Annotated in this window: 24 protein-coding genes and 1 tRNA gene; 15 read left to right on the top strand and 10 right to left on the bottom strand. The window is 64.9% G+C overall.

Going from position 1 to position 18,953, the window contains the following annotated elements; genetic code table 11:
- Positions 1-152: 152 nt before the first annotated feature.
- The gene (rpsU, locus tag ABD928_RS09275; protein ID WP_187478788.1) at positions 153-359 is read left to right on the top strand and encodes a 30S ribosomal protein S21; all 207 of its coding nucleotides are present in this window, start codon (positions 153-155) and stop codon (positions 357-359) included.
- Between the two features lie 31 nt (positions 360-390).
- Positions 391-948: an FKBP-type peptidyl-prolyl cis-trans isomerase gene (locus ABD928_RS09270; protein WP_345168167.1), complete on the top strand. Its 558-nt coding sequence runs from the start codon at positions 391-393 to the stop codon at positions 946-948.
- On the opposite strand, the gene ABD928_RS09265 is transcribed toward ABD928_RS09270, so the two are convergent.
- From ABD928_RS09265 to pyrE, 6 genes are read right to left on the bottom strand one after another with little or no spacing between them, the layout of a single operon-like run.
- Positions 945-2,048 carry an AI-2E family transporter gene (locus tag ABD928_RS09265; RefSeq protein WP_345168164.1) on the bottom strand — a complete coding sequence of 368 codons (1,104 nt, stop codon included), beginning with the start codon at positions 2,046-2,048 and terminating at the stop codon, positions 945-947. The genes ABD928_RS09270 and ABD928_RS09265 overlap by 4 nt on opposite strands.
- Before the next feature lie 3 nt (positions 2,049-2,051).
- Complete coding sequence (gene lepB, locus ABD928_RS09260; protein WP_187715422.1) at positions 2,052-2,927, bottom strand: signal peptidase I; 876 nt, start codon at positions 2,925-2,927, stop codon at positions 2,052-2,054.
- Positions 2,928-3,335, bottom strand: a complete 408-nt coding sequence (gene acpS, locus ABD928_RS09255; protein WP_187715423.1) for a holo-ACP synthase — start codon at positions 3,333-3,335, stop codon at positions 2,928-2,930.
- A 4-nt stretch (positions 3,336-3,339) separates the two neighbouring features.
- Positions 3,340-3,627, bottom strand: a complete 288-nt coding sequence (locus tag ABD928_RS09250; RefSeq protein WP_187715424.1) for a hypothetical protein — start codon at positions 3,625-3,627, stop codon at positions 3,340-3,342.
- A 9-nt stretch (positions 3,628-3,636) separates the two neighbouring features.
- Positions 3,637-4,380 (bottom strand): pyridoxine 5'-phosphate synthase, encoded by a 744-nt coding sequence (locus ABD928_RS09245; RefSeq protein ID WP_425569703.1) that lies wholly within the window; start codon positions 4,378-4,380, stop codon positions 3,637-3,639.
- Entirely contained in the window at positions 4,377-4,961 is a 585-nt protein-coding gene (pyrE, locus tag ABD928_RS09240) for an orotate phosphoribosyltransferase (RefSeq protein WP_345168161.1), read from the bottom strand. The genes ABD928_RS09245 and pyrE overlap by 4 nt, the downstream gene beginning before the upstream one ends.
- Positions 4,962-5,131: 170 nt before the next feature.
- On the opposite strand from pyrE, the gene coxB reads away from it, so the two are divergent.
- The 3 genes from coxB (at position 5,132) to ABD928_RS09225 (ending at position 9,568) form a co-directional block, all read left to right on the top strand.
- Positions 5,132-6,214 (top strand): cytochrome c oxidase subunit II, encoded by a 1,083-nt coding sequence (coxB, locus tag ABD928_RS09235; RefSeq protein WP_187715426.1) that lies wholly within the window; start codon positions 5,132-5,134, stop codon positions 6,212-6,214.
- Positions 6,215-6,232: 18 nt separating this feature from the next.
- Positions 6,233-7,897: a cytochrome c oxidase subunit I gene (gene ctaD / locus ABD928_RS09230; protein WP_187715427.1), complete on the top strand. Its 1,665-nt coding sequence runs from the start codon at positions 6,233-6,235 to the stop codon at positions 7,895-7,897.
- 681 nt (positions 7,898-8,578) lie between these two features.
- Entirely contained in the window at positions 8,579-9,568 is a 990-nt protein-coding gene (locus ABD928_RS09225; protein WP_345168156.1) for a L,D-transpeptidase family protein, read from the top strand.
- On the opposite strand, the gene ABD928_RS09220 is transcribed toward ABD928_RS09225, so the two are convergent.
- On the bottom strand, positions 9,561-10,148 hold the full coding sequence (locus tag ABD928_RS09220) for a peptidylprolyl isomerase (RefSeq protein WP_345168153.1): 588 nt from the start codon (positions 10,146-10,148) through the stop codon (positions 9,561-9,563). The genes ABD928_RS09225 and ABD928_RS09220 overlap by 8 nt on opposite strands.
- A gap of 70 nt (positions 10,149-10,218) precedes the next feature.
- Here ABD928_RS09220 and ABD928_RS09215 point away from each other — a divergent pair, with 70 nt between their 5' ends.
- From ABD928_RS09215 to ABD928_RS09180, 8 genes are read left to right on the top strand one after another with little or no spacing between them, the layout of a single operon-like run.
- Positions 10,219-11,124 (top strand): heme o synthase, encoded by a 906-nt coding sequence (locus ABD928_RS09215; protein WP_187715430.1) that lies wholly within the window; start codon positions 10,219-10,221, stop codon positions 11,122-11,124.
- Positions 11,121-11,252: a hypothetical protein gene (locus tag ABD928_RS09210; protein WP_262984921.1), complete on the top strand. Its 132-nt coding sequence runs from the start codon at positions 11,121-11,123 to the stop codon at positions 11,250-11,252. Before ABD928_RS09215 ends, ABD928_RS09210 begins: the two co-directional genes overlap by 4 nt.
- On the top strand, positions 11,249-11,794 hold the full coding sequence (locus ABD928_RS09205; RefSeq protein ID WP_345168147.1) for a cytochrome c oxidase assembly protein: 546 nt from the start codon (positions 11,249-11,251) through the stop codon (positions 11,792-11,794). Before ABD928_RS09210 ends, ABD928_RS09205 begins: the two co-directional genes overlap by 4 nt.
- 36 nt (positions 11,795-11,830) lie before the next feature.
- Entirely contained in the window at positions 11,831-12,661 is an 831-nt protein-coding gene (locus ABD928_RS09200; protein WP_345168144.1) for a cytochrome c oxidase subunit 3, read from the top strand.
- 7 nt (positions 12,662-12,668) lie between these two features.
- A complete protein-coding gene (locus ABD928_RS09195; RefSeq protein WP_187715431.1) occupies positions 12,669-13,034 on the top strand; it encodes a DUF983 domain-containing protein in 366 nt (121 codons plus the stop codon).
- A complete protein-coding gene (locus ABD928_RS09190; RefSeq protein WP_345168140.1) occupies positions 13,031-13,630 on the top strand; it encodes an SURF1 family protein in 600 nt (199 codons plus the stop codon). The genes ABD928_RS09195 and ABD928_RS09190 overlap by 4 nt, the downstream gene beginning before the upstream one ends.
- Positions 13,627-14,856, top strand: a complete 1,230-nt coding sequence (locus ABD928_RS09185) for a M16 family metallopeptidase (RefSeq protein WP_345168138.1) — start codon at positions 13,627-13,629, stop codon at positions 14,854-14,856. Before ABD928_RS09190 ends, ABD928_RS09185 begins: the two co-directional genes overlap by 4 nt.
- Positions 14,856-15,713, top strand: a complete 858-nt coding sequence (locus ABD928_RS09180) for a class I SAM-dependent methyltransferase (RefSeq protein ID WP_345168135.1) — start codon at positions 14,856-14,858, stop codon at positions 15,711-15,713. Before ABD928_RS09185 ends, ABD928_RS09180 begins: the two co-directional genes overlap by 1 nt.
- 26 nt (positions 15,714-15,739) lie before the next feature.
- Here ABD928_RS09180 and ABD928_RS09175 read toward each other — a convergent pair whose 3' ends face one another.
- Genes ABD928_RS09175 through ABD928_RS09165 form a run of 3 tightly spaced genes read right to left on the bottom strand, consistent with a single transcriptional unit; the run spans position 15,740 to position 17,321 of the window.
- Positions 15,740-16,378: a heme exporter protein CcmB gene (locus tag ABD928_RS09175; protein WP_187715432.1), complete on the bottom strand. Its 639-nt coding sequence runs from the start codon at positions 16,376-16,378 to the stop codon at positions 15,740-15,742.
- Positions 16,375-16,926, bottom strand: a complete 552-nt coding sequence (gene ccmA, locus ABD928_RS09170) for a heme ABC exporter ATP-binding protein CcmA (protein WP_345168131.1) — start codon at positions 16,924-16,926, stop codon at positions 16,375-16,377. Before ccmA ends, ABD928_RS09175 begins: the two co-directional genes overlap by 4 nt.
- Positions 16,923-17,321 (bottom strand): metallopeptidase family protein, encoded by a 399-nt coding sequence (locus ABD928_RS09165; protein ID WP_345168129.1) that lies wholly within the window; start codon positions 17,319-17,321, stop codon positions 16,923-16,925. The genes ccmA and ABD928_RS09165 overlap by 4 nt, the downstream gene beginning before the upstream one ends.
- 87 nt (positions 17,322-17,408) lie before the next feature.
- Here ABD928_RS09165 and ABD928_RS09160 point away from each other — a divergent pair.
- Positions 17,409-17,499: transfer RNA gene (locus tag ABD928_RS09160), tRNA-Ser, on the top strand.
- 149 nt (positions 17,500-17,648) lie between these two features.
- Positions 17,649-18,821 carry a tyrosine-type recombinase/integrase gene (locus ABD928_RS09155; RefSeq protein ID WP_187715433.1) on the top strand — a complete coding sequence of 391 codons (1,173 nt, stop codon included), beginning with the start codon at positions 17,649-17,651 and terminating at the stop codon, positions 18,819-18,821.
- The last annotated feature ends 132 nt before the right edge of the window (positions 18,822-18,953 follow it).

The following is an 18,953-nucleotide window of genomic DNA, read 5'->3' as shown; positions in this document are numbered from 1 at the left end:
TATTCGGTGGTCTTTCCGCGCCTTGCATGGGCTGGAGGGCACTGCTAAGGGCGGCGCCCCGACCCAGCAATGCTGCGCCGGGCGAAGATTATTGGTCCCGTAAGCTTTTGACGGGATTGGACACAGCAGATTCGGAGTTTCACAGGGCATTTATGCAGATCATCGTTCGCGACAATAACGTCGACCAGGCGCTCCGCGCGCTCAAGAAGAAGCTGCAGCGCGAAGGCGTCTATCGCGAGATGAAGCTGCGCCGCCACTACGAGAAGCCGTCGGAAAAGCGCGCACGCGAGCGTGCCGCTGCCATCCGTCGCGCCCGCAAGCTCGAGCGCAAGCGCGCCGAGCGCGAAGGTTCGCGCTAAGCCCTTACCCTCCAGAACGGGACGCAAAGACATGTCGGTTGCCGAAGCTGCCAAGCGTCCCGAACATCGCGGACGCGCCGCGGGAATCTGGATTGCCCTGATCGTCCTGGTCGCGGCCGGAATCGGCCTTGCCTGGCTCGGCGCCAGCCCGCTGCGCGGCACCACGACCGAAAGCGGCCTCAGGATCCGCACCCTGCAGGCCGGCGAGGGCCCGTTCATCCAGTCGGTCGACGGCGTGATGGTCGAATATGAAGGCCGCCTTGCCGACGGCACCGTGTTCGACGACAGCGCCCGCCACGGCGGCCCGCAGCCGATGATCGCTGGACAGGTCATCCCCGGCTTTGCCGAGGCGCTGACCAAGATGCAGAAGGGCGGCAAGTACAAGATCCACATCCCGGGCAAGCTCGCTTACGGCGAGACCCCGCCTCCGGGCAGCCCGTTCGGCCCCAACGCAGACCTCGATTTCGACGTGCACATCGTCCAGATCGTGCCCAACGCGGCGCTGATGCAGCAGCAGGGCGTTCCCGACGGCGGCCAGGCGGAACCGCATCGGCTTCCGGTGCCTGAACCCGGCCAGCCCCAGCCTTAAGGCGAGCTAGCTCCGTCCCCGACGACCTCGGGGCTCAATCCATCCTTCTCCGCATTTTCGTGGCTGAGATCCATCAGCGTCACCTTGATCGCTGCCAGGATCGGATCGGCGAACAGGATCCCGAGAATTCCGAACAGCGCGCCCATCAGGAGCTGCATGGCGAGCACGATCGCCGGCGCGAGATCGACCGTGCGCCGCGCGATGTATGGAATGATCAAGTAACCGTCGATGTTCTGCACCGCGAAGTAGATGATGATCGCCGCGAAGCCCTGGTGCGGGCCGGCGCTGAATCCGACCGCGACCATCAGGATGCCCGAGGTGATTGCACCGATGTTCGGGATGAAGGCGAGGATGCCGGTAATCAGGCCCAGCAGAGCCGCCATCGGCACGCCGACCAGCCACAGCAGCACGCCAGTGAAGAAGCCTTCGAAGACCATCCCCAGCAGGCGGCCCAGCAGCAGGCGGCGCAGCGTGTACCCGACATGGTTGGCGATTCGGTAGAATTGCTCGCGGTGGCGGACCGGCAGCATCCAGGCGATGCCCCGGTCGTAAAGGCGCGGCTCAATCGCCAGGAAGATACCGATCACGAGCATCAGGATGACGCTGGTGACGGCGCCGATCGCGCTTCCGACAACGCTGGTCAGGCGGCCGACCGAGCCCAATAGCTGGGAGCCGAGGTTCGTCGGCGGTCCCTTTGGAATCAGGCCGAGCGACGACACCGTCTCCATCAGCTTGTCGAACTGGGCGGTGACCACGATCCGCAGCGCCTCGAACTGGGCGGCGATGGTGGTGCCGGCGAACCAGCCCACCCAGGCAACGAAGCCGAATCCGAGCAGGAGGGTCAGCAGAAGCCGGAAACCGCGGCGAATCGGCAGGAACCGGCCGAGCAGCCGGGCGCCGCCGTCGAGGAAGACGGCAAAGATCATTCCGCCGATGATCAGCAGCAGCGGCTGGGCGAGGACGATGACGCCCGCGACCAGCAAGGCGAGCCCGAACCAGACGGACGCGCGCTTGAATTCACGGGCGACCAGGGGGTCGCGAAGCTCGACAGGTCCAGGGCGCTCGACGTGAGGTTCGACGGTCGGCGGCCCTGAACTCATCGGCTACTCCTTTTGTGCCCGAAGAGACGTCCCTGCACGGCCCGAGCGAAGCGCTTCGAACCAGCTCAGCGGGTTCAGCAGCTGCGACGTGCCGTCGAGCGAGAAGGTGATGAACTCCGCCCGGCCGCCGATATTTTCCCACGGCACGGGGCCGCCGAGGCCCTGCTGCTCATGGGTGAAGCGGCTGTCGGCGCTGCGGTCGCGGTCGTCGCCCATCAGGAACAGGTGGTTGGCGGGAACCTTGACCGGCGGGCGGTCGTCGCCGGCCGAACCCGGGCCGAGGTCGATGGTGTCGTAGGTGACGCCGTTGGGAAGCGTCTCGCGAACGATCGGAAGCCGGCAATAGGCTTTCCCGTCCTCGCCGATCGTCTGGAAACCGGAAAATTCCATGCCGCAGGGAACGTTGGCGTCGACGGGCACCATCACCGGCGGACGCGGGACCGACTTCACCGGCTTGCCGTTGATGATCAGGCGCCCGCCGCGGACCTCGATGGTGTCGCCGGGAAGGCCGATAACGCGCTTGATCCAGTCGTCGCTTCCGCCCGGCGGGGTGACAATAACGATATCGCCGCGCTCCGGCATCCGGCCCATCACGCGCCCGCTCCAGTGCGGGAAGACGTGAAAGCTCGGGGAAACCCACGACCAGCCGTACGGATATTTGCTCACCACCAGCCGATCGCCCTTGAGCAGGATCGGCATCATCGATTCGGACGGGATGTAGAAGGGCTTGGCGATGAAGCTGTGGAACAGCAGCACCGCGACGAGGACCCAGAACAGGCCCTTGATCTCACGCCACAGCGCGGCGCCCTTGCTTTCCTCGGCGACCGGAGCGGGAGCAGGTGATGGCTCGGCGCTCGATTCGGGGACGGTGTCGGTCAATCAGGGCTCCAGCTTGCGGGCTTGCAGGATGACAAATGCCTGAGCCCAGGGAAAATCGTCGGTCATCGTCAGATGTATGTCGATGGCGTGGCCTTCCGGCGCAAGGGCGTCAAGCCGCGCCCTGGCACCGCCGGTGAGGCGGAGGGTCGGAGCGCCCGACGGCGCGTTCACCACGCCGATGTCCTTCATGTAGACGCCGCGCTTGAAGCCGGTGCCGACGGCCTTGGAGAACGCCTCCTTGGCGGCGAAGCGCTTGGCGAGCGTTCCGGCGCGCGTGTGCGGGCGAGATGCGGCCTTGGCTTTTTCGACATCGGTGAAAACGCGGTTGAGGAAGCGGTCGCCGAAGCGTGCCAGCGAATTCTCGATGCGCTCAATGTTGCAGAGGTCGGAGCCGATGCCGATGATCATGCGCTCAAACCAATCCGGCCAGCGTCGCGAGAAGGATCGCCAGCGGGATAGGGATAAGCGCGAATACCTGCGCGAGACCTCGCTGTCCCCGCCGGGAAGCGCCGGCGGAAGCGATCGATCCCGCGACGACCAGCGCCAGCGGCGCGGCCAGCGCGACCATGTCTGCGAACGAGGGTGTCCGACCGAAGGTCATCGATGACGTATGGCTCCATCCCAGCGCGAGGAACAGGAGCGCCAGGACGAATTGCACGCCGAGCACGACTTTCAGTCCAGCCGACAATCCGCTCAGCATCGCGGCATCCTAGCGCGCGCTGTCCATCAGCTCGCGCATGCGGCGGACGCTGGCATCCAGGCCGGTGAAGATCGCCTCCCCGATGAGGAAGTGGCCGATATTGAGCTCGGCGATCTGCGGGATGGCCGCAATGGGCACGACATTGTCGAAGGTGAGGCCGTGGCCTGCGTGCGGCTCGATCCCGTTCTTGACCGCAAGCGCCGCGCAGTCGGCAATCCGCTTGAGCTCGGCGGCGCGTTCCTCCCCCTCGACGTGCGCGTAGCGGCCGGTGTGAAACTCGACGACCGGCGCGCCGAGACGGACGGCGGCGGCGACCTGCTCCTCGGATGGCTCGATGAACAGGCTGACGCGGATGTTCGCGGCGCTTAAGCTTTCCACGAAATAAGCGAGGTGTTCGTTCTGGCCGGCGGCATCGAGGCCGCCCTCCGTCGTTCGCTCCTCGCGCTTTTCGGGCACGATGCACGCCGCGTGCGGGCGATGGCGGAGCGCGATGCCGAGCATCTCCTCGGTCGCCGCCATCTCCAGGTTCAGCGGCAAGGCGATCTCGGCCATCAGCCGCTCGATGTCATTGTCGGTGATGTGACGGCGGTCTTCGCGCAGGTGGGCCGTGATGCCGTCTGCATCAGCATCAGCGGCGAGGATCGCCGCCCGGACCGGGTCGGGATGATCGCCGCCGCGCGCGTTCCGGATGGTCGCGACGTGATCGATGTTGACGCCCAGCCTGAGCGAATTGGAGCGCAGCTCGCCCGTCACGCCGCCGCGCGGCTCCCGGGCTTGATCGCGGGTATGGCCTCAAGCTCCGGTGGAAGAGAGTCGGCCTCATACGTCGGAACGTCGATGCGGATCAGCGAGGTGTAGGGCACGCCGAGATCGACGCCGCCGCCCGACCGGTCGACAATCGACGCAGCAGCGATCACTTCGCCGCCAGCCTCTCCGATCGCCCTGATCGCTTCACGGGACGACAGGCCGGTGGTGACGACATCCTCGACCATCAGCACCTTGGCCCCCGGATCGATCCGGAAGCCACGGCGCAGCTCGAAGCTGCCTTCGGGCCGCTCGACGAACACTGCGGGCTTGCCCAGCGCGCGTCCCATTTCATGGCCGATGATCACTCCGCCCATGGCCGGCGAGACGACGATGTCGATAGCGTCGCGGGTCGCTTGGGGAAGGCGGTCGGCCAGCGCCACGGCGATCCGCTCGGCCCGCGCCGGGTCCATCAGCAGGCGGGCGCATTGCAGATAACGCGGGCTCCGAAGCCCGGAGGACAGGATGAAATGCCCTTCGAGCAGCGCGTCGGCCGCCCTGAATTCCGCAAGGACTTCGTCTTCGGTCATGAATGCTCCGCCGTTCGGACCGAGCGCGTGAATAGGCTTCGCACGCAACAGCTTCAACACCATTGGATGAGGCGCTTGAGAGAGCGAAAAGCCGTGCCTATAAGGCCGCTGATTCAAGGGGGCCCGGTCGCGGTGCTCTTAGTCCCCAACCCAAGTTCACCGGGGTGAAAATGAAACTGATTGCATGGGCGATTGCCCTGGCAGCCGCCGGACTAACACCTGCAGCGGCCCAAAGCCCGCAAGCGGCCCAGCCGCAGGCCGCAACCGCTGCGGAAGCGGCGGCCCAGCCGACCGTTGCGAATGCGCCTGGCGGCTCGACGGCCCCCGCCAATCCCGAGGCTGTGGCGATGACCGCGACGGGCCCGGGCCATGCGGCCCCGACCGAGGTCGGCGTTCCGCGGAAATCCGGCATCGGCATCCAGGAGCAGGTGACCGACATCGGCCACTATGCCGCGAACTTTCACAACAACTGGCTGCTGCTTCTTTGCGTGGTGATCAGCCTCTTTGTCCTTGGCCTGCTCTGTCTCGCCCTGGTGAAGTTCCGCCGTGGCGCGAACCCGACCCCCTCGCGCACCTCGCACAACACCGTGCTCGAGGTGGTATGGACGCTGGTTCCCGTCCTCATCCTCGTCGCCATCGCCATCCCGTCGATGCGTCTTCTCAGCAAGCAATACAACCCGCCGCCCGCCGACCTCACCGTGAAGGTCGTCGGCAACCAGTGGTTCTGGACCTATTCCTATCCGGACAACGGCGGGTTCGAGATCGTTTCGAACCAGTTGAAGGAGCAGAAGGACGTCAAGCCGGGCGACCGCTATCGCACCGACAAGGACGGTCCGCCGATGCTCGCGGTCGATGAGCGGATGGTCATTCCGGCCGGCAAGGTCGTGAAGTTCCTGGTCACCTCGAACGACGTGATCCACGCCTTCTGGGTCCCGGCCTTCTGGAGCAAGATCGACGCCAACCCCGGCCAGGTGAACCAGATGTGGGTCAAGGTCGATCGTCCGGGCGTCTATTTCGGCCAGTGCACCGAGCTGTGCGGCGCGCGTCACGGCTACATGCCGACCGCGGTCGAAGTGGTTCCGCCGGAACAGTTCGCCGCCTGGGTCGCTTCCAAGGGCGGCACCATGCCCGGCGCGAAGCCGGCCGCAGCGCCCGCCGCCGCTCCGGCGGCGACGCCGGCCGCGGCCTCCGCCGAAGCGCAACCGGCTGCGCCGCAGCCCGCCACCAACCAGGCCGCGACGGCCCAGAATTAAGAGCGGAAGCAAAGTATTATGGCCACTACCGCACTGAAGGCTCACGAAGCGCACGACGCTCATCATGATGCCGATCACAAGCCGAGCTTCTTCGTCCGCTGGTTCATGTCGACGAACCACAAGGACATCGGCACGCTCTATCTCATCTTCGCGATCGTCGCGGGAATCATCGGCGGCAGCATCTCGGGCATCATGCGCATGGAGCTGATGCACCCGGGCATTCAGTATCTGAATCACGCCTGGCCGATCGGCGCCGGCACCGCATCGGGAATCGACGAGCAGCTTCACCACTGGAACGTGCTGATCACCGCGCACGGCCTGATCATGGTCTTCTTCATGGTCATGCCGGCGATGATCGGCGGCTTTGGCAACTGGTTCGTGCCGTTGATGATCGGCGCGCCGGACATGGCGTTCCCGCGCATGAACAACATCAGCTTCTGGCTGCTGGTCCCCGCCTTCCTTCTGCTGCTCGGCTCGACCTTCGTCACCGGCGGCACCGGCCTCGGCGCCGGCACCGGTTGGACGGTCTATGCACCGCTATCGACCAGCGGGTCCGCGGGACCTGCCGTCGACATGGCGATCTTTTCGCTCCACCTCGCGGGCGCCAGCTCGATCCTGGGCGCGATCAACTTCATCACGACCATCTTCAACATGCGTGCGCCGGGCATGACCCTGCACAAAATGCCCCTGTTCGTGTGGTCGATCCTGGTCACCGTCTTCCTGCTTCTGCTGGCGTTGCCGGTGCTTGCAGGTGCGATCACCATGCTGCTGACCGACCGCAACTTCGGCACCAGCTTCTTCGACCCGGCTGGCGGCGGTAACCCCGTCCTCTACCAGCACCTGTTCTGGTTCTTCGGCCACCCCGAAGTGTACATCATGATCTTGCCGGGCTTCGGCATGGTCAGCCAGATTGTCGCAACGTTCAGCCGCAAGCCGGTGTTCGGCTATCTCGGCATGGCCTACGCAATGGTCGCCATCGGCGTGGTCGGCTTCGTCGTGTGGGCGCACCACATGTTCACGGTTGGCCTGACCATGGAAACGAAGATGTACTTCACCGCCGCGACGATGATCATCGCGGTCCCGACCGGCGTGAAGATCTTCAGCTGGATCGCCACCATGTGGGGCGGCTCGATCACCTTCGAGACGCCGATGCTGTGGGCGATCGGCTTCATCTTCCTGTTCACGGTCGGCGGCGTCACCGGCGTCGTCCTCGCGAACGGCGGCGTCGATAACTACATGCACGACACCTACTATGTGGTTGCGCACTTCCACTACGTGCTCAGCCTCGGCGCGGTGTTCGCGATCTTCGCCGGCTTCTACTATTGGTTCCCGAAGATGAGCGGGAAGATGTACAACGAGCTGCTCGGCAAGCTGCACTTCTTCATCATGTTCATCGGCGTGAACATGATCTTCTTCCCGCAGCACTTCCTCGGCCTCGACGGCATGCCGCGCCGTATCCCGGACTACACGCCGGCCTTCGAGCATTGGAACACGATCTCGACCTACGGCTACATGGTCACGATCGCTGCGATGGGGATCTTCTTCGTCAACCTGATCTGGTCGCTCGCGGCCGGAAAGAAGGCGCCGGACAACCCCTGGGGCGAAGGCGCGACGACGCTGGAATGGACGCTGTCCAGCCCACCGCCGTTCCACCAGTTCTCGACGCTGCCGAAGATCAGCTAGGCGGATCGAGCCGGAAAAGAGAAAGGCCCCGGGAGACCGGGGCCTTTTGCTTTTACGAACCCAAAGCAGACATTAAGCCTTGTTTAGAGTGCCGAAACTATCCAGCGGTAGCGTTCTTGGTATGAAGCGTCCCATTCTCATCGTAAGCGCATTAGTTGCTCTCGGGGGCTGCGGTCATTCACCTCGCTGTGCCACCAATGATGCCCAAGGTCTTGTTCAGGCGCTCAAACCGAGAGAGCAGTACAGGTCGATGCTCACGATGGCCGTTGAACGGACGCAAACGGTTAGCATGGCAGCGGCACGGGATGGCTCCAGAGGGCGAGAAAAGCTTGCGCAGGCCATTGATGGGGCCGTTGAACGGCACGGGACGCAGTGGGAGCAAAACCTCGTTGCAAGCTGGCAAACGTTAAGCGCCGCAGAAATACAACAAGTATGCACTGCATTGGAAGAACGTGACCAAGACACCTTCATGCGGTTCGCAGAACGAGTCGGCCCTGAGGTGAAATCGCGGAACGAACCGGTAATGCAACGTGCGGCAGTCGAGGTTCTAGACGCCGTTTGGTGAGCGCGTGGTCGAATGTCCGCTTTCCACCTATTCCTGCCGCTAGACCAGCGCAGCCATCGCCTGAACTAGGGAATTTCCCGAATGGAATTGCGCCCGTCAGCAAGGTTGATGGCTGGATGAGATTCTTCCGTACTGCCGCCATCGCTGTCGCCGCGTCGTGCCTCGCCCTTCCCGCGTCCGCGCAGCAGGTTGCACGGCAGGATCGGCCGATCCTGGAAGTCGCTGCGCAGCTGAAGAACGGCGAATATGTCTGGGCGCCGGAGCTGAGCCCGTCCGGGGGCATGCTGCTAGTGGTCAACCTCGCTTCCCAACGCGCGATCCTGTTCCGCAACGGCGTGCCGATCGCGGCGTCGACGGTCTCCAGTGGAAAACCGGGCTACGAAACTCCGCTCGGCGTCTTCACCATCCTGCAGAAGATCAAGACGCACTTTTCTTCGACCTACAACAATGCGCCGATGCCCAACATGCAGCGGCTGACCTGGAAGGGCATTGCGCTGCATGCCGGGAATTTGCCCGGCTATCCGGCCTCGCATGGCTGCATTCGCCTTCCGGCTGGGTTTTCGGCTTTGCTGTTCGGGGCGACCGAACTCGGAATGACCGTGGTGATCACGAGTGTGCCGACCGCTCCGACGGGATCGGACGCTCCCTCTCTCGCGTCGACCGCTGCGCCCGGACCCGACATTCCCATCGCGAGGGCGCCCTACGAATGGCACCCGGAGCGGTCGCCGGCCCATGACGACAGCATCGTCTCGGTCGTGGTCAGCATTGCCGATGGACGGGCGGTAGTGCTGCGCAACGGCATCGAGATCGGATCCGCCCCGGTGCGGGTGACCGGCGAGACGCGGCCGATGGCCTACGTCATGCGCTCGTGGGACGAGAGCGGTCAGAAATGGCTGAAGGTTCAGTTCGGCGGCGAGGGCGAGGGGATGGAGGTCGTCCCCGGCGAGGGCAAACGGTTTGAGACGCCGGTCATGTTCCGCCACGACGTGATGTCCGTACTCAAACCCGGAAGCGTGATCATCGTTACCCCGGCCTCCCTGCAGTCCGGGAGCACCGGGCGCGAGCAGACCATCATCGAGGAAGAAGAGGCGAAGCCGGCTAGTTAGCCAGCCGCGATGCCTTGGTGATCTTCACAACGGGCTCGAGCATCTGGCCCTTCATCACCCCTTCGCCCTTGGTCGGCGAGGTCGGCGCGGCCTGGATGGCCTTCACCACGTCCATGCCTTCGACCACATGGCCGAACGCCGCGAAGCTTGCGTCGAACGAGGGGATGTCGCTGAGCAGGATGAAGAAGTCCGCCTTGGCGGTGCCGGGGGAGAAGGCAGCCATCGAAACCGTGCCGGTGACGTGCTTAATGCCGGTCTTGCTGACCGGTTCGTGCGCGATCGCGGGGTAGAGCTTGCGGGCGTCGGTGGTGATCCCGCCCTGGACGATGCCGCCACCGTCGGTGAACTTCATCGACCGGTAGAAGCTCTCACCGTTGAAACGCCCGGCATCGACGTAACGGAGGAAGTTGTCGGTGGTGACCGGTGCATGGCCGCGGTCGAGCGCGAGGACGATGCGTCCGGCGCTGGTGTCGAGGGCGACCTTGACGATGTCGGTAGCGGCGGAGGGGGACGCGGGCGCCTGGGCGGCGGCCGGGGCGACGAGCAACAGGCTCAATGCAAAGGCGAATCGGGTCAGCATGGTCCTAGGGTAGCGGGCCGCGCAGAGGGTTCCAGTCCACGCGTTCCCTCATTATAGCCCCAGCCGAGTCATGACCCCCACCATTGCGCAACCTGCCCTGCCCGCCGACTGGCGCGATCTCGTCGCGCTGACCAAGCCGCGCGTGATGAGCCTGGTGGTGTTCACCGGGCTGTGCGGCTTGCTGGCAGCGCCGGAGATGCTTCCACCGGTGCTCGGCTTCACCGCGATCCTGTGCATCGCCCTCGGCGCCGGAGCGGCCGGGGCGCTCAACCAATGGTATGAGGCAGATCTCGACGCGAAGATGCGGCGGACCGCCAATCGCCCGCTTCCGGCGCAGCGGATGGACCGGCAGACGGCGCTTCACTTCGGTGTCGGGCTGTCGGCTTTCTCGGTCGTCCTGATGGACCTTGCGACCAATCATTTGGCGGCGCTGCTGCTAGCGATTTCGATTCTCTTCTATGTCCTGGTCTATACCGTCTGGCTGAAGCGGCGAACGGCGCAGAACATCGTCATCGGCGGAGCCGCCGGCGCCTTTCCGCCGCTGATCGGCTGGGTTGCCGCGACCGGGCAGATCGACCTGCTGCCCGCTCTGCTGTTCGCGATCATCTTCTTGTGGACGCCGCCGCACTTCTGGGCGTTGTCGCTGTTCGTCCGTTCCGATTACGCAGCTGCGAACGTGCCGATGCTACCGGTCGTAGCGGGCATTCAGAACACGCGCCTGCAGATCCTGCTCTACAGCCTGACCGTGGCAGGCGCCGCTGTCGCGCCCTGGGCGCTTGGCCTGACAGGCACGCTCTACGGCGTCGCCGCCGTCGTGCTCAGCGCGGTCTTCCTCGTGCTGGCGGTCGCAGTGTTCGCGAACAAGGCGGATACGCCGGCAGGCATGAAGCCAGAGCGCCGGCTGTTCGCTTATTCGATCCTCTATCTCTTCGCCTTGTTCACCGCCGTGGTGGTGGACCGCTGGGTGGCTGCATGAACCCGCATCCCGAAGACGAACTGCTCCGTCGCCAGCGCGAGCGGGCTCGGCTCATGGCCTGGCTGCTGGGCGCCTTCGTCATCCTGCTGTTCCTGATCACCGTGGCCAAGATCGGCCTGAACAAGTGACGGCCGTCGCTAGCAAGAACGGGCGCACGGCTGCGATCATGGCCTTCGCCGCGCTGGCGATGCTCGCGCTCGCCTTCGCATCGGTGCCGCTCTACCGCGCCTTCTGCCAGCTGACCGGCTTTGACGGGACCCCGCTCCGTGCCGAAAAGGCGCCGGGAGCGGTGGCCGGCCAGATTGGCGTCCGCTTCGATGCCAATATCAACCAGGACCTGCCGTGGAAGTTCGAACCGGTGCAGGAGACGGTGCGCGTCGCCCCCGGGGCGCGGACGCAGATCCTCTATCGCGCCACCAACCTGACCGCGCGGACGACGACGGGCCAAGCGGTGTTCAACGTCACGCCGGAAATTGCGGGGCCTTATTTCTCCAAGATCGAATGCTTCTGCTTCTCCGAACAAACGCTGAAGCCCGGCCAGTCGGTCGACATGCCGGTCGTCTTCTTCGTCGATCCGAAGATCCTCGACGACCCCGACACCAGGAACATCGACGAGATCACGCTCAGCTACACATTTTACCCGGTGGAAAAGCCGGAAACGTCCCGCTAGAGCCGCAAGCAAAGAACACGAGGGGAAGCCCGCGCAATGGCCGCAAGCAAGAATCACGATTACCATCTGGTCGATCCCGATCCATGGCCGCTGATCGGCTCATTCTCGGCGCTCGCTCTGTTCGGCGGGCTGGTGATGTGGATGCACGACAATCCGTACGGCTCCACCGTCGGCTTCCTCGGCCTCGCTGGCGTCCTGGTCACCATGTACAGCTGGTGGTCCAACACCATCCGCGAAGCACACCAGGGCTACCACACGCCGGTCGTGCAGCTTCACCTGCGTTACGGAATGATCCTGTTCATCGCCTCCGAGGTGATGTTCTTCCTCGCCTGGTTCTGGGCCTATTTCGACGCGTCGCTGTTCCCGTCGACCGCGGAAGTGATTGGCGGCCAGTGGCCCCCGAAGGGCCAGGAAGTGCTCGACCCGTTCGGCTTCCCGCTACTCAACACCCTGATCCTGCTTTGCTCAGGCACGACGGTGACCTGGGCGCACCATTCGCTGATCCACGGCGATCGCGAAGGGCTGAAGCTCGGTCTGCTCCTGACGGTTCTGCTCGGCATCCTGTTCAGCGGGATCCAGGCCTACGAGTACATGCACGCTCCGTTCGCGTTCAAGCTTGCCAACGGCGGCACGATCTACGGTTCGACCTTCTTCATGGCGACCGGTTTCCACGGCTTCCACGTGATCGTCGGTACCATCTTCCTCACGATCTGCCTGATCCGCGCCTACAAGGGCGATTTCACGCCCAAGCAGCACTTCGGCTTCGAAGCGGCGGCTTGGTACTGGCACTTCGTCGACGTCGTGTGGCTGTTCCTGTTCGTGTCGATCTACGTATGGGGCGGCTGGGGCGCGCCGCACGCGGGGTGACCGGGACATGGGCGAGGTGAATCCACCATCGCCACTGGCCAACACCCTCAAGGGAACCTGCCCGCGCTGCGGGCAGGGACGGTTGTACAAGGGGCCGGTTCAATTCGCGGCCACCTGCCGGGATTGCGGCCTCGATTTCGACAGCTTCAACGTGGGCGACGGGCCCGCCGCGTTCCTGATCCTGATCGTCGGCGCGATCTTGACGGTTTGCGCCGTCGTCTTCGACCTCAAGGTCTCGCCGCCCTGGTACGTTCACCTGGTCTGGATTCCGGTCGGCCTCGCTTTGACGGTCGGCGGCCTGCGCCTCGCCAAGTCCTGGCTGATCGCACAGGAATACCGCCATCGCGCCCGCGAAGGTAAGATCGTGTCATGACCCGGAGAATTCCCCTAATCCCGACCCTCATCGTCGCCGCTGCGGTGGCCGTGATGATCGGCCTTGGCGTTTGGCAGCTTCAGCGCGCCAAGTGGAAGGAAGGCCTGCTCAATCAATATGCGGAAGCGGAGAAGCTGCCGCCGATCGCCTTCCCGACCTTGCCGATGAAGGACGCGCAGCTGCCGCTGTTCCGGCACGCCACGGGGATCTGCCTTCGCCCTACGGGCAAGCGCACAGTGCCCGGCGAAGGGGCGACATCCCGCGAGCCCGGCTTCGTCCACATCGTAGACTGCGCAACGGGCGCCGAAGGTCCGGGGATGAGCGTCGCAGTGGGCTGGTCGAAGGATCCCAACGCGGCGGTGAATTGGAGCGGCGGCCCGGTCAGCGGGATCATCGCGCCGGACAATGTGACGAGGCTGCGGCTGGTCGCCGCGACGGCCCCGCCTGGGCTGGAAGCCGTTGCCCCACCGTCGCTCGCGTCGATCTCGAACAATCACCGGTCCTACGCCATTCAGTGGTTCGCTTTCGCGCTGATCGCGACGATCATCTATGCGCTGGCGCTCCGGTCGCGCTGGAAGAAGGAGCCGCAGGTTTGAGCGCGGCGATGCATCGGCTTGCCAATGGCCTGACCGTTGCGGTCGATCCGATCGCAGGGGCGGAGAGCGTGGCCTTGGGCGTCTACGCGATGGTCGGGTCGCGGTCGGAGCCGGAGAATTGCTCCGGCCTCGCGCACCTTGTCGAGCACATGGTGTTCAAGGGGGCGGGGGGCAGGAACACACGCGAACTCGCTGAGGCGATCGAGGATGTCGGCGGCTACATGAACGCCTGGACCTCGCGCGACCAGACGACGTTCCACGGCCGCGTGCTGGCTCGGGACACCGCGCTTCTGGCCGAACTGCTCGCCGACCTGATCCGCGCTCCGCACATGAGCGACGAGCATGTCGAGCGCGAGAAGGACGTGATCCTGTCCGAGCTCGGCGAGACGATCGATTCGCCTGAAGACCTGGTCAACGACCATCTGTTCGAGGCGGCGTTCATGAACCAGCCGCTCGGCCGATCCATCCTCGGCCGTGAGGAAAGCCTGGAGCGGATCGGGCGCGAGGATTGCGTCGCGTGGATGACCGGCGAGCTCGTGCCCTCACGCCTGATCTTGTCGGCCAGCGGGAAGGTCGACCCTGACGAGGTCCTGAAGCTCGCCGAGCGGCTGTTCGGCGACATGGCCGACAAGGCAGGCACGCCAATCGGAAGCGCGGAGTTCACCGGCGGTCTCCGCAACGACCGGCGAGAATTCGAGCAGGCGCACTGGTGCCTCGGCTTGCCAGGCCTCGCCGCCTCGGACCCGCGGATGCCGGCGCTCGCCGTCTTCGTACAAGCGCTTGGCGGCGGGACATCCTCGCGGCTGTTCCAGGAATTGCGGGAAGAGCGCGGACTCGCTTACTCGATCGGCGCCTGGAACCAGGCGTTCGCCGACACGGGCGTCGTCGCCATCGGTTGCGCCGCTGACCGCAACCGGGCCGTGGAATCGATGAACTCGGCGCGGGAGGTGCTCGCCGACACGATCGAAACATTGACCCATGTTGAGGTCCGTCGGGCGCAGGCCCAGATGGAAGCGGGCGTCCTGATGGCACTCGAAACGCCACAAGGTCGCGCCGACCAGATGGCGCGTTCGATCGAGGTATTCGGCCGCATTCTGACGCTCGACGAACTGCTGGCCGATTTGCGCAACGTCGACATCGGTGCGGCCAGGGCAGCCGGCGCAGCGCTCGTCGACGGGCGGACTGCAATCGCCTCGGTTGGAGCGCGCCTCGCGGCGGTTGCCTGATGCAACTCGAGACTTTGGTTGCCGAACCATGGCCGGATTGGGGCCTGATCGACAGCGGCAACGGACAGAAACTGGAGCGCTACGGACGCATCACGGTTGTTCGCCCGGAGCCGCAGGCGATGTGGCAGCCGGCAAGCGAGCAGTGGGACCCTGACGCGACCTTTGTCCCAGGTTCCGACGAGGACGGCGGCGGGCGCTGGGTCCAGCACCGGCCGGTTCCGGTGCAATGGGAGCTGTCGCGGGGCCCGGTCCGATTCAATGCCTCCCTGACACCGTTCCGGCACCTCGGCTTCTTCCCCGACATGGCGCCGCAGTGGGACTGGATGCGCGAGCGATCCAGCGATGCCGATATCCTGAACCTGTTCGGCTACACCGGTGTCGGCTCGCTGATCCTCAGCGAAGCGGGCGGGCGACTGGTCCACGTCGATGCGTCGAAAAAGTCGGTCGAAGGCGGCAAGGCCAATGCGGTGCTGTCGGGCCTCGCCGACCGGCCGATCCGCTGGATGGTCGATGACGCCAGCAAGTTCACCGCTCGCGAGGTCCGGCGAGAGCGCCGCTACGACGGAATCCTGCTCGATCCGCCCAAGTTCGGGCGTGGTCCGACCGGTGAGGTCTGGCGGCTGGAGGAGAATCTTGCTCCGCTGCTCAGCGACTGCCGAAAGCTGCTCGATGAGAACAGCCGTTACCTGGTGCTGACCGTTTACGCGGTGCGGATGTCCGCCCTCGCGATCGGCGAGCTAGTCAGGCAGACGTTTGGCGATCTCGGCGGAACGGTCGAGGCCGGCGAGATGTCGGTGCGGGAAGAGGCGCGCGGCTTGCTCCTGCCGACGGCGATCTTCGCGAGGTGGTCGCGCTAAGGGTGCCCTAAGAGTTGATGGGGTCCCTAGGTTCGCGACGCGCGGATCGCGCCGCCGATGACGAACGGGGCGGCGGCAACCAGCAGCAGCGATACGGCGGCTTCCAGCAATAGCGCCCCGGACTGATCATCGCCCGACGCGCCAGCGCCGAAGATCAGCAACGGCACGGCCAGCGGCAGCAGCAGGATGCCGGCTAAGGCTCCGGCCCTCGGCAATCCCGCGGTCAACGCAGCGACCATCACCGCCAGCGCCGCCAGTGCGGGCGTGCCTATGGCAAGGGCGATCATCGTCCGCCCGAGCGCCTGCGGCGCGATGCCGAGGATGAACGAGCTTGGCAGCGCCGCCAGAAGCAGCAGAGGCCCGAACGTCAGCCAATGCGCGCCGACCTTCGCCGCGCCGACCGCCTCCTCCGAAACACCGCGAATGGTGAGCTGGTCGAGAACGCCGTTGGCTCGATCAGGCTCGACGAGCCGCTCGATGGGGAGGAGCGCCGCTGTTAGAGCCGCGATCCACAAGCCGCCGGAAGCGATCCGCTCCAGTAGCCGCGGGTCCGGACCGACTGCGAATGGCACGAGCGTCGCAACCACCAGGAAGAAGCCGACCGGAAGCCAGGCCGCGCCACCGATCGCGCGGCGCACGTCCCGTGCAATGAGGGCACCGATCACGCGCCAAGCTCCAGCTTCGCCCAGCTGCCGCCGAGTGCGCCGTGGGAGGCGGCAAGGACTCCGCCGCCCCGCGCGAGGTGCGTTTCGACCAGAGCTTCCAGCCGCGAAACGGCGTCGCTGTCGAGGCCGTTGAGCGGTTCGTCGAGCAGCCACAACGGCGCCGGGGAGGCAGCGACCCGGGCGAGCGTCGCTCGTTTCGCCTGGCCCGTGGACAGAAGGCGGACAGGCACGTCGGCAAGATGCGCCAAGCCGAGCAAGTCCATCGCTCTGCCAGTGTCACCGCCCCAGAATTGCAGCGCACGTCGCAATGGGAGTTCGCGGTCCAGGGCCAGAGCATCGTCGGCGAGCGTCAATTCGGCGCGCTCGATGCTTCCCTGCTCCTGCTGCAACAGGCCCGCCGCAAGCCGGATCAGGCTGGACTTCCCGCACCCGTTCGGCCCCGTCAGGTGAAGCGCCTCGCCGGGCGCAATGGCTAGATCGAGAGCTTCGAACAGGATTCGGCCGCCCCGCCGGCAGGTGACGCCCCTAAAGCGGAGCAAAGGCTTCACTGAACCGCTTCCTCGAGCGCGTGCATGTCCTCGTCCGACAGGCCGAAATGGTGGCCGACCTCGTGGACCAGCACATGAGCGATCAGATGTTCGAGGCTGTCCTCACCCGCCGCCCACTCGTCGATGATCGGCCGCCGAAACAGCCGGACCCGATCGGGCAGAGTGCCGGAATGCTCGACGCTCCTCTCGGTGAGCGGGATGCCTTCGTAGATTCCGGTCAGGTCGAACGGGTCCTCGATGCCCATCGCATCAAGCGTTTCGTCATCGGCGAAATCCTCGACCGACAGGACCACGTCGCCAAGATGCCCCGCGAACGGTTCCGGAAGCGCTTGCATCGCCCGTCGCGCGATAGCCTCCATCTCATCGGCTGAGGGCGGATTTCCGAAGCGCCGCATCGACGCGGCATAGGGGCTTGGGCCGCTCGCCCGCAAGGTTGCCGACGCGCGCTTCCTTGCCTAGATGGGCGCCTTCCAGCGATTTGCGGAGCGGTGGCCGAGTGGTCGAAGGCGCTCGCCTGGAAAGTGAGTATACGGCAAAACCGTATCGAGGGTTCGAATCCCTCCCGCTCCGCCACTTGCTTGTCCGCCGATGTTCGCGGACATGAAAACAATCAAGATTTATCAAGTTGAACGCCGGTTGCAGGGTACGCCAGCGTCCATTGACAGTTGTGCACATCCGACTCAAAGTGTGGGGAGAGACGTTGGGACGATGGGATCTTGGCAATGGGAAAGCTCAATCCTGCGCAAGTGCGGAACCTGACTGCGCCGGGTCGATACATGGACGGCGACGGGCTGATGCTGGAGGTGAAGCCGAGCGGCTCCAAGAGTTGGGTCGTTCGGCTCCAGGCAGGCGGAAGGCGGCGAGACTATGGGCTGGGCTCGCTCAAGGACATCGGCCTGTCCGACGCCCGCGACCTCGCGCGGGACTACAGGAGGAAGCTTCGCTTGGGCTTGGACCCGATCGCAGCGCGTTGCACTGTTAGCATTACTCCGACCTTCGCGGAGGCAGCCGCGACCGTGCACGAGGAACACAAGCGCGGCTGGCGCAACGGCAAGCATGGTGCGCAGTGGCTCTCCACGCTGAAGACTTACGCGTTCCCAGCGATCGGCAAGCTGGCGGTTGATGCGGTAAGCACCGGCCAAGTGCGGGACCTGCTTGCAGACATCTGGCTCACCAAGCCGGAGACAGCGCGGCGAGTGCGGCAGCGCATCGGAACCGTGATGGACTACGCGCACGGCAAAGGCTGGCGGGACCCCTTCGTGATGTCAGCCGTAAGCAAGGCGCTCCCTAAGCAGCCTCGCAAGTCCGGCCGCTTCGAAGCTTTGCCCTATGCGGACGTGCCAGCTTTCGTCGCCAAGCTGCGCGAGCGGGCGAGCGTTGGGCGGCTGGCTCTCGAAGCCTTGATCCTGGCTGCAGCACGCTCCGGCGAAATAAGGTTAGCTCGTTGGAGCGAGATTGACATGGACAAGGCGACGTGGACGGTTCCGGCCGAGCGCATGAAGGCGGGCAAGACGCACATCGTGCCATTGTCAGATGCAGCGCTGAGCGTATTCAAGCGCGCAGCTGAGTTCCGCACGGGAGGCTCAGACCTTGTGTTCCCCGGCATGAAACGGGGTCGGCCGCTGAGCGACATGACGCTGTTGAAGATCCTTCGCGACATGAAGGTGGACGCAACCGTGCACGGCTTCCGCTCATCCTTCCGTGACTGGTGTGCAGAGGAAACAAGCTTTTCCGGAGAGGTTGCTGAGGCAGCGCTGGCGCATGCAATCCCCAACAAGGTCGAAGCCGCCTATCGGCGAACGGACTTCTTCGAAAAGCGCCGGAAGTTGATGGATAGCTGGGCCGCGTTCTGTTCGGCGTCGAGTGCAACTGTTGTGAAACTCATTTCAGCATGAACTAACTTCGAACATCTCGCCGAGCGAATTTGATTTGGACTTCCGCGATTCGCAGTTTCGAAGCTCACTGGTCGCAGCTTGGTCGCGGTCCCTATTATTCTGTGGATGCGTGAAGAGCAGGGAAACTTGGCG

It is taken from the genome of Sphingomonas daechungensis (genome assembly GCF_039543105.1).
Taxonomy (GTDB): domain Bacteria; phylum Pseudomonadota; class Alphaproteobacteria; order Sphingomonadales; family Sphingomonadaceae; genus Sphingomicrobium; species Sphingomicrobium daechungense.
The sequence above is the reverse complement of the archived record's forward strand: the minus strand, read 5'-3'. Positions and strand labels throughout refer to the sequence as shown.

What these genes read in the sequence shown, in the direction of transcription:
- rpsU (WP_187478788.1), top strand. Translation starts at nt 153, where the DNA reads ATGCAGATCATCGTTCGCGACAATAACGTCGACCAGGCGCTCCGCGCG.
- ABD928_RS09270 (WP_345168167.1), top strand. Translation starts at nt 391, where the DNA reads ATGTCGGTTGCCGAAGCTGCCAAGCGTCCCGAACATCGCGGACGCGCC.
- ABD928_RS09265 (WP_345168164.1), bottom strand. Translation starts at nt 2,048, where the DNA reads ATGAGTTCAGGGCCGCCGACCGTCGAACCTCACGTCGAGCGCCCTGGA.
- acpS (WP_187715423.1), bottom strand. Translation starts at nt 3,335, where the DNA reads ATGATCATCGGCATCGGCTCCGACCTCTGCAACATTGAGCGCATCGAG.
- ABD928_RS09250 (WP_187715424.1), bottom strand. Translation starts at nt 3,627, where the DNA reads ATGCTGAGCGGATTGTCGGCTGGACTGAAAGTCGTGCTCGGCGTGCAA.
- pyrE (WP_345168161.1), bottom strand. Translation starts at nt 4,961, where the DNA reads ATGACCGAAGACGAAGTCCTTGCGGAATTCAGGGCGGCCGACGCGCTG.
- coxB (WP_187715426.1), top strand. Translation starts at nt 5,132, where the DNA reads ATGAAACTGATTGCATGGGCGATTGCCCTGGCAGCCGCCGGACTAACA.
- ctaD (WP_187715427.1), top strand. Translation starts at nt 6,233, where the DNA reads ATGGCCACTACCGCACTGAAGGCTCACGAAGCGCACGACGCTCATCAT.
- ABD928_RS09225 (WP_345168156.1), top strand. Translation starts at nt 8,579, where the DNA reads ATGAGATTCTTCCGTACTGCCGCCATCGCTGTCGCCGCGTCGTGCCTC.
- ABD928_RS09220 (WP_345168153.1), bottom strand. Translation starts at nt 10,148, where the DNA reads ATGCTGACCCGATTCGCCTTTGCATTGAGCCTGTTGCTCGTCGCCCCG.
- ABD928_RS09215 (WP_187715430.1), top strand. Translation starts at nt 10,219, where the DNA reads ATGACCCCCACCATTGCGCAACCTGCCCTGCCCGCCGACTGGCGCGAT.
- ABD928_RS09210 (WP_262984921.1), top strand. Translation starts at nt 11,121, where the DNA reads ATGAACCCGCATCCCGAAGACGAACTGCTCCGTCGCCAGCGCGAGCGG.
- ABD928_RS09200 (WP_345168144.1), top strand. Translation starts at nt 11,831, where the DNA reads ATGGCCGCAAGCAAGAATCACGATTACCATCTGGTCGATCCCGATCCA.
- ABD928_RS09195 (WP_187715431.1), top strand. Translation starts at nt 12,669, where the DNA reads ATGGGCGAGGTGAATCCACCATCGCCACTGGCCAACACCCTCAAGGGA.
- ABD928_RS09190 (WP_345168140.1), top strand. Translation starts at nt 13,031, where the DNA reads ATGACCCGGAGAATTCCCCTAATCCCGACCCTCATCGTCGCCGCTGCG.
- ABD928_RS09180 (WP_345168135.1), top strand. Translation starts at nt 14,856, where the DNA reads ATGCAACTCGAGACTTTGGTTGCCGAACCATGGCCGGATTGGGGCCTG.
- ABD928_RS09165 (WP_345168129.1), bottom strand. Translation starts at nt 17,321, where the DNA reads ATGCGGCGCTTCGGAAATCCGCCCTCAGCCGATGAGATGGAGGCTATC.
- ABD928_RS09155 (WP_187715433.1), top strand. Translation starts at nt 17,649, where the DNA reads ATGGGAAAGCTCAATCCTGCGCAAGTGCGGAACCTGACTGCGCCGGGT.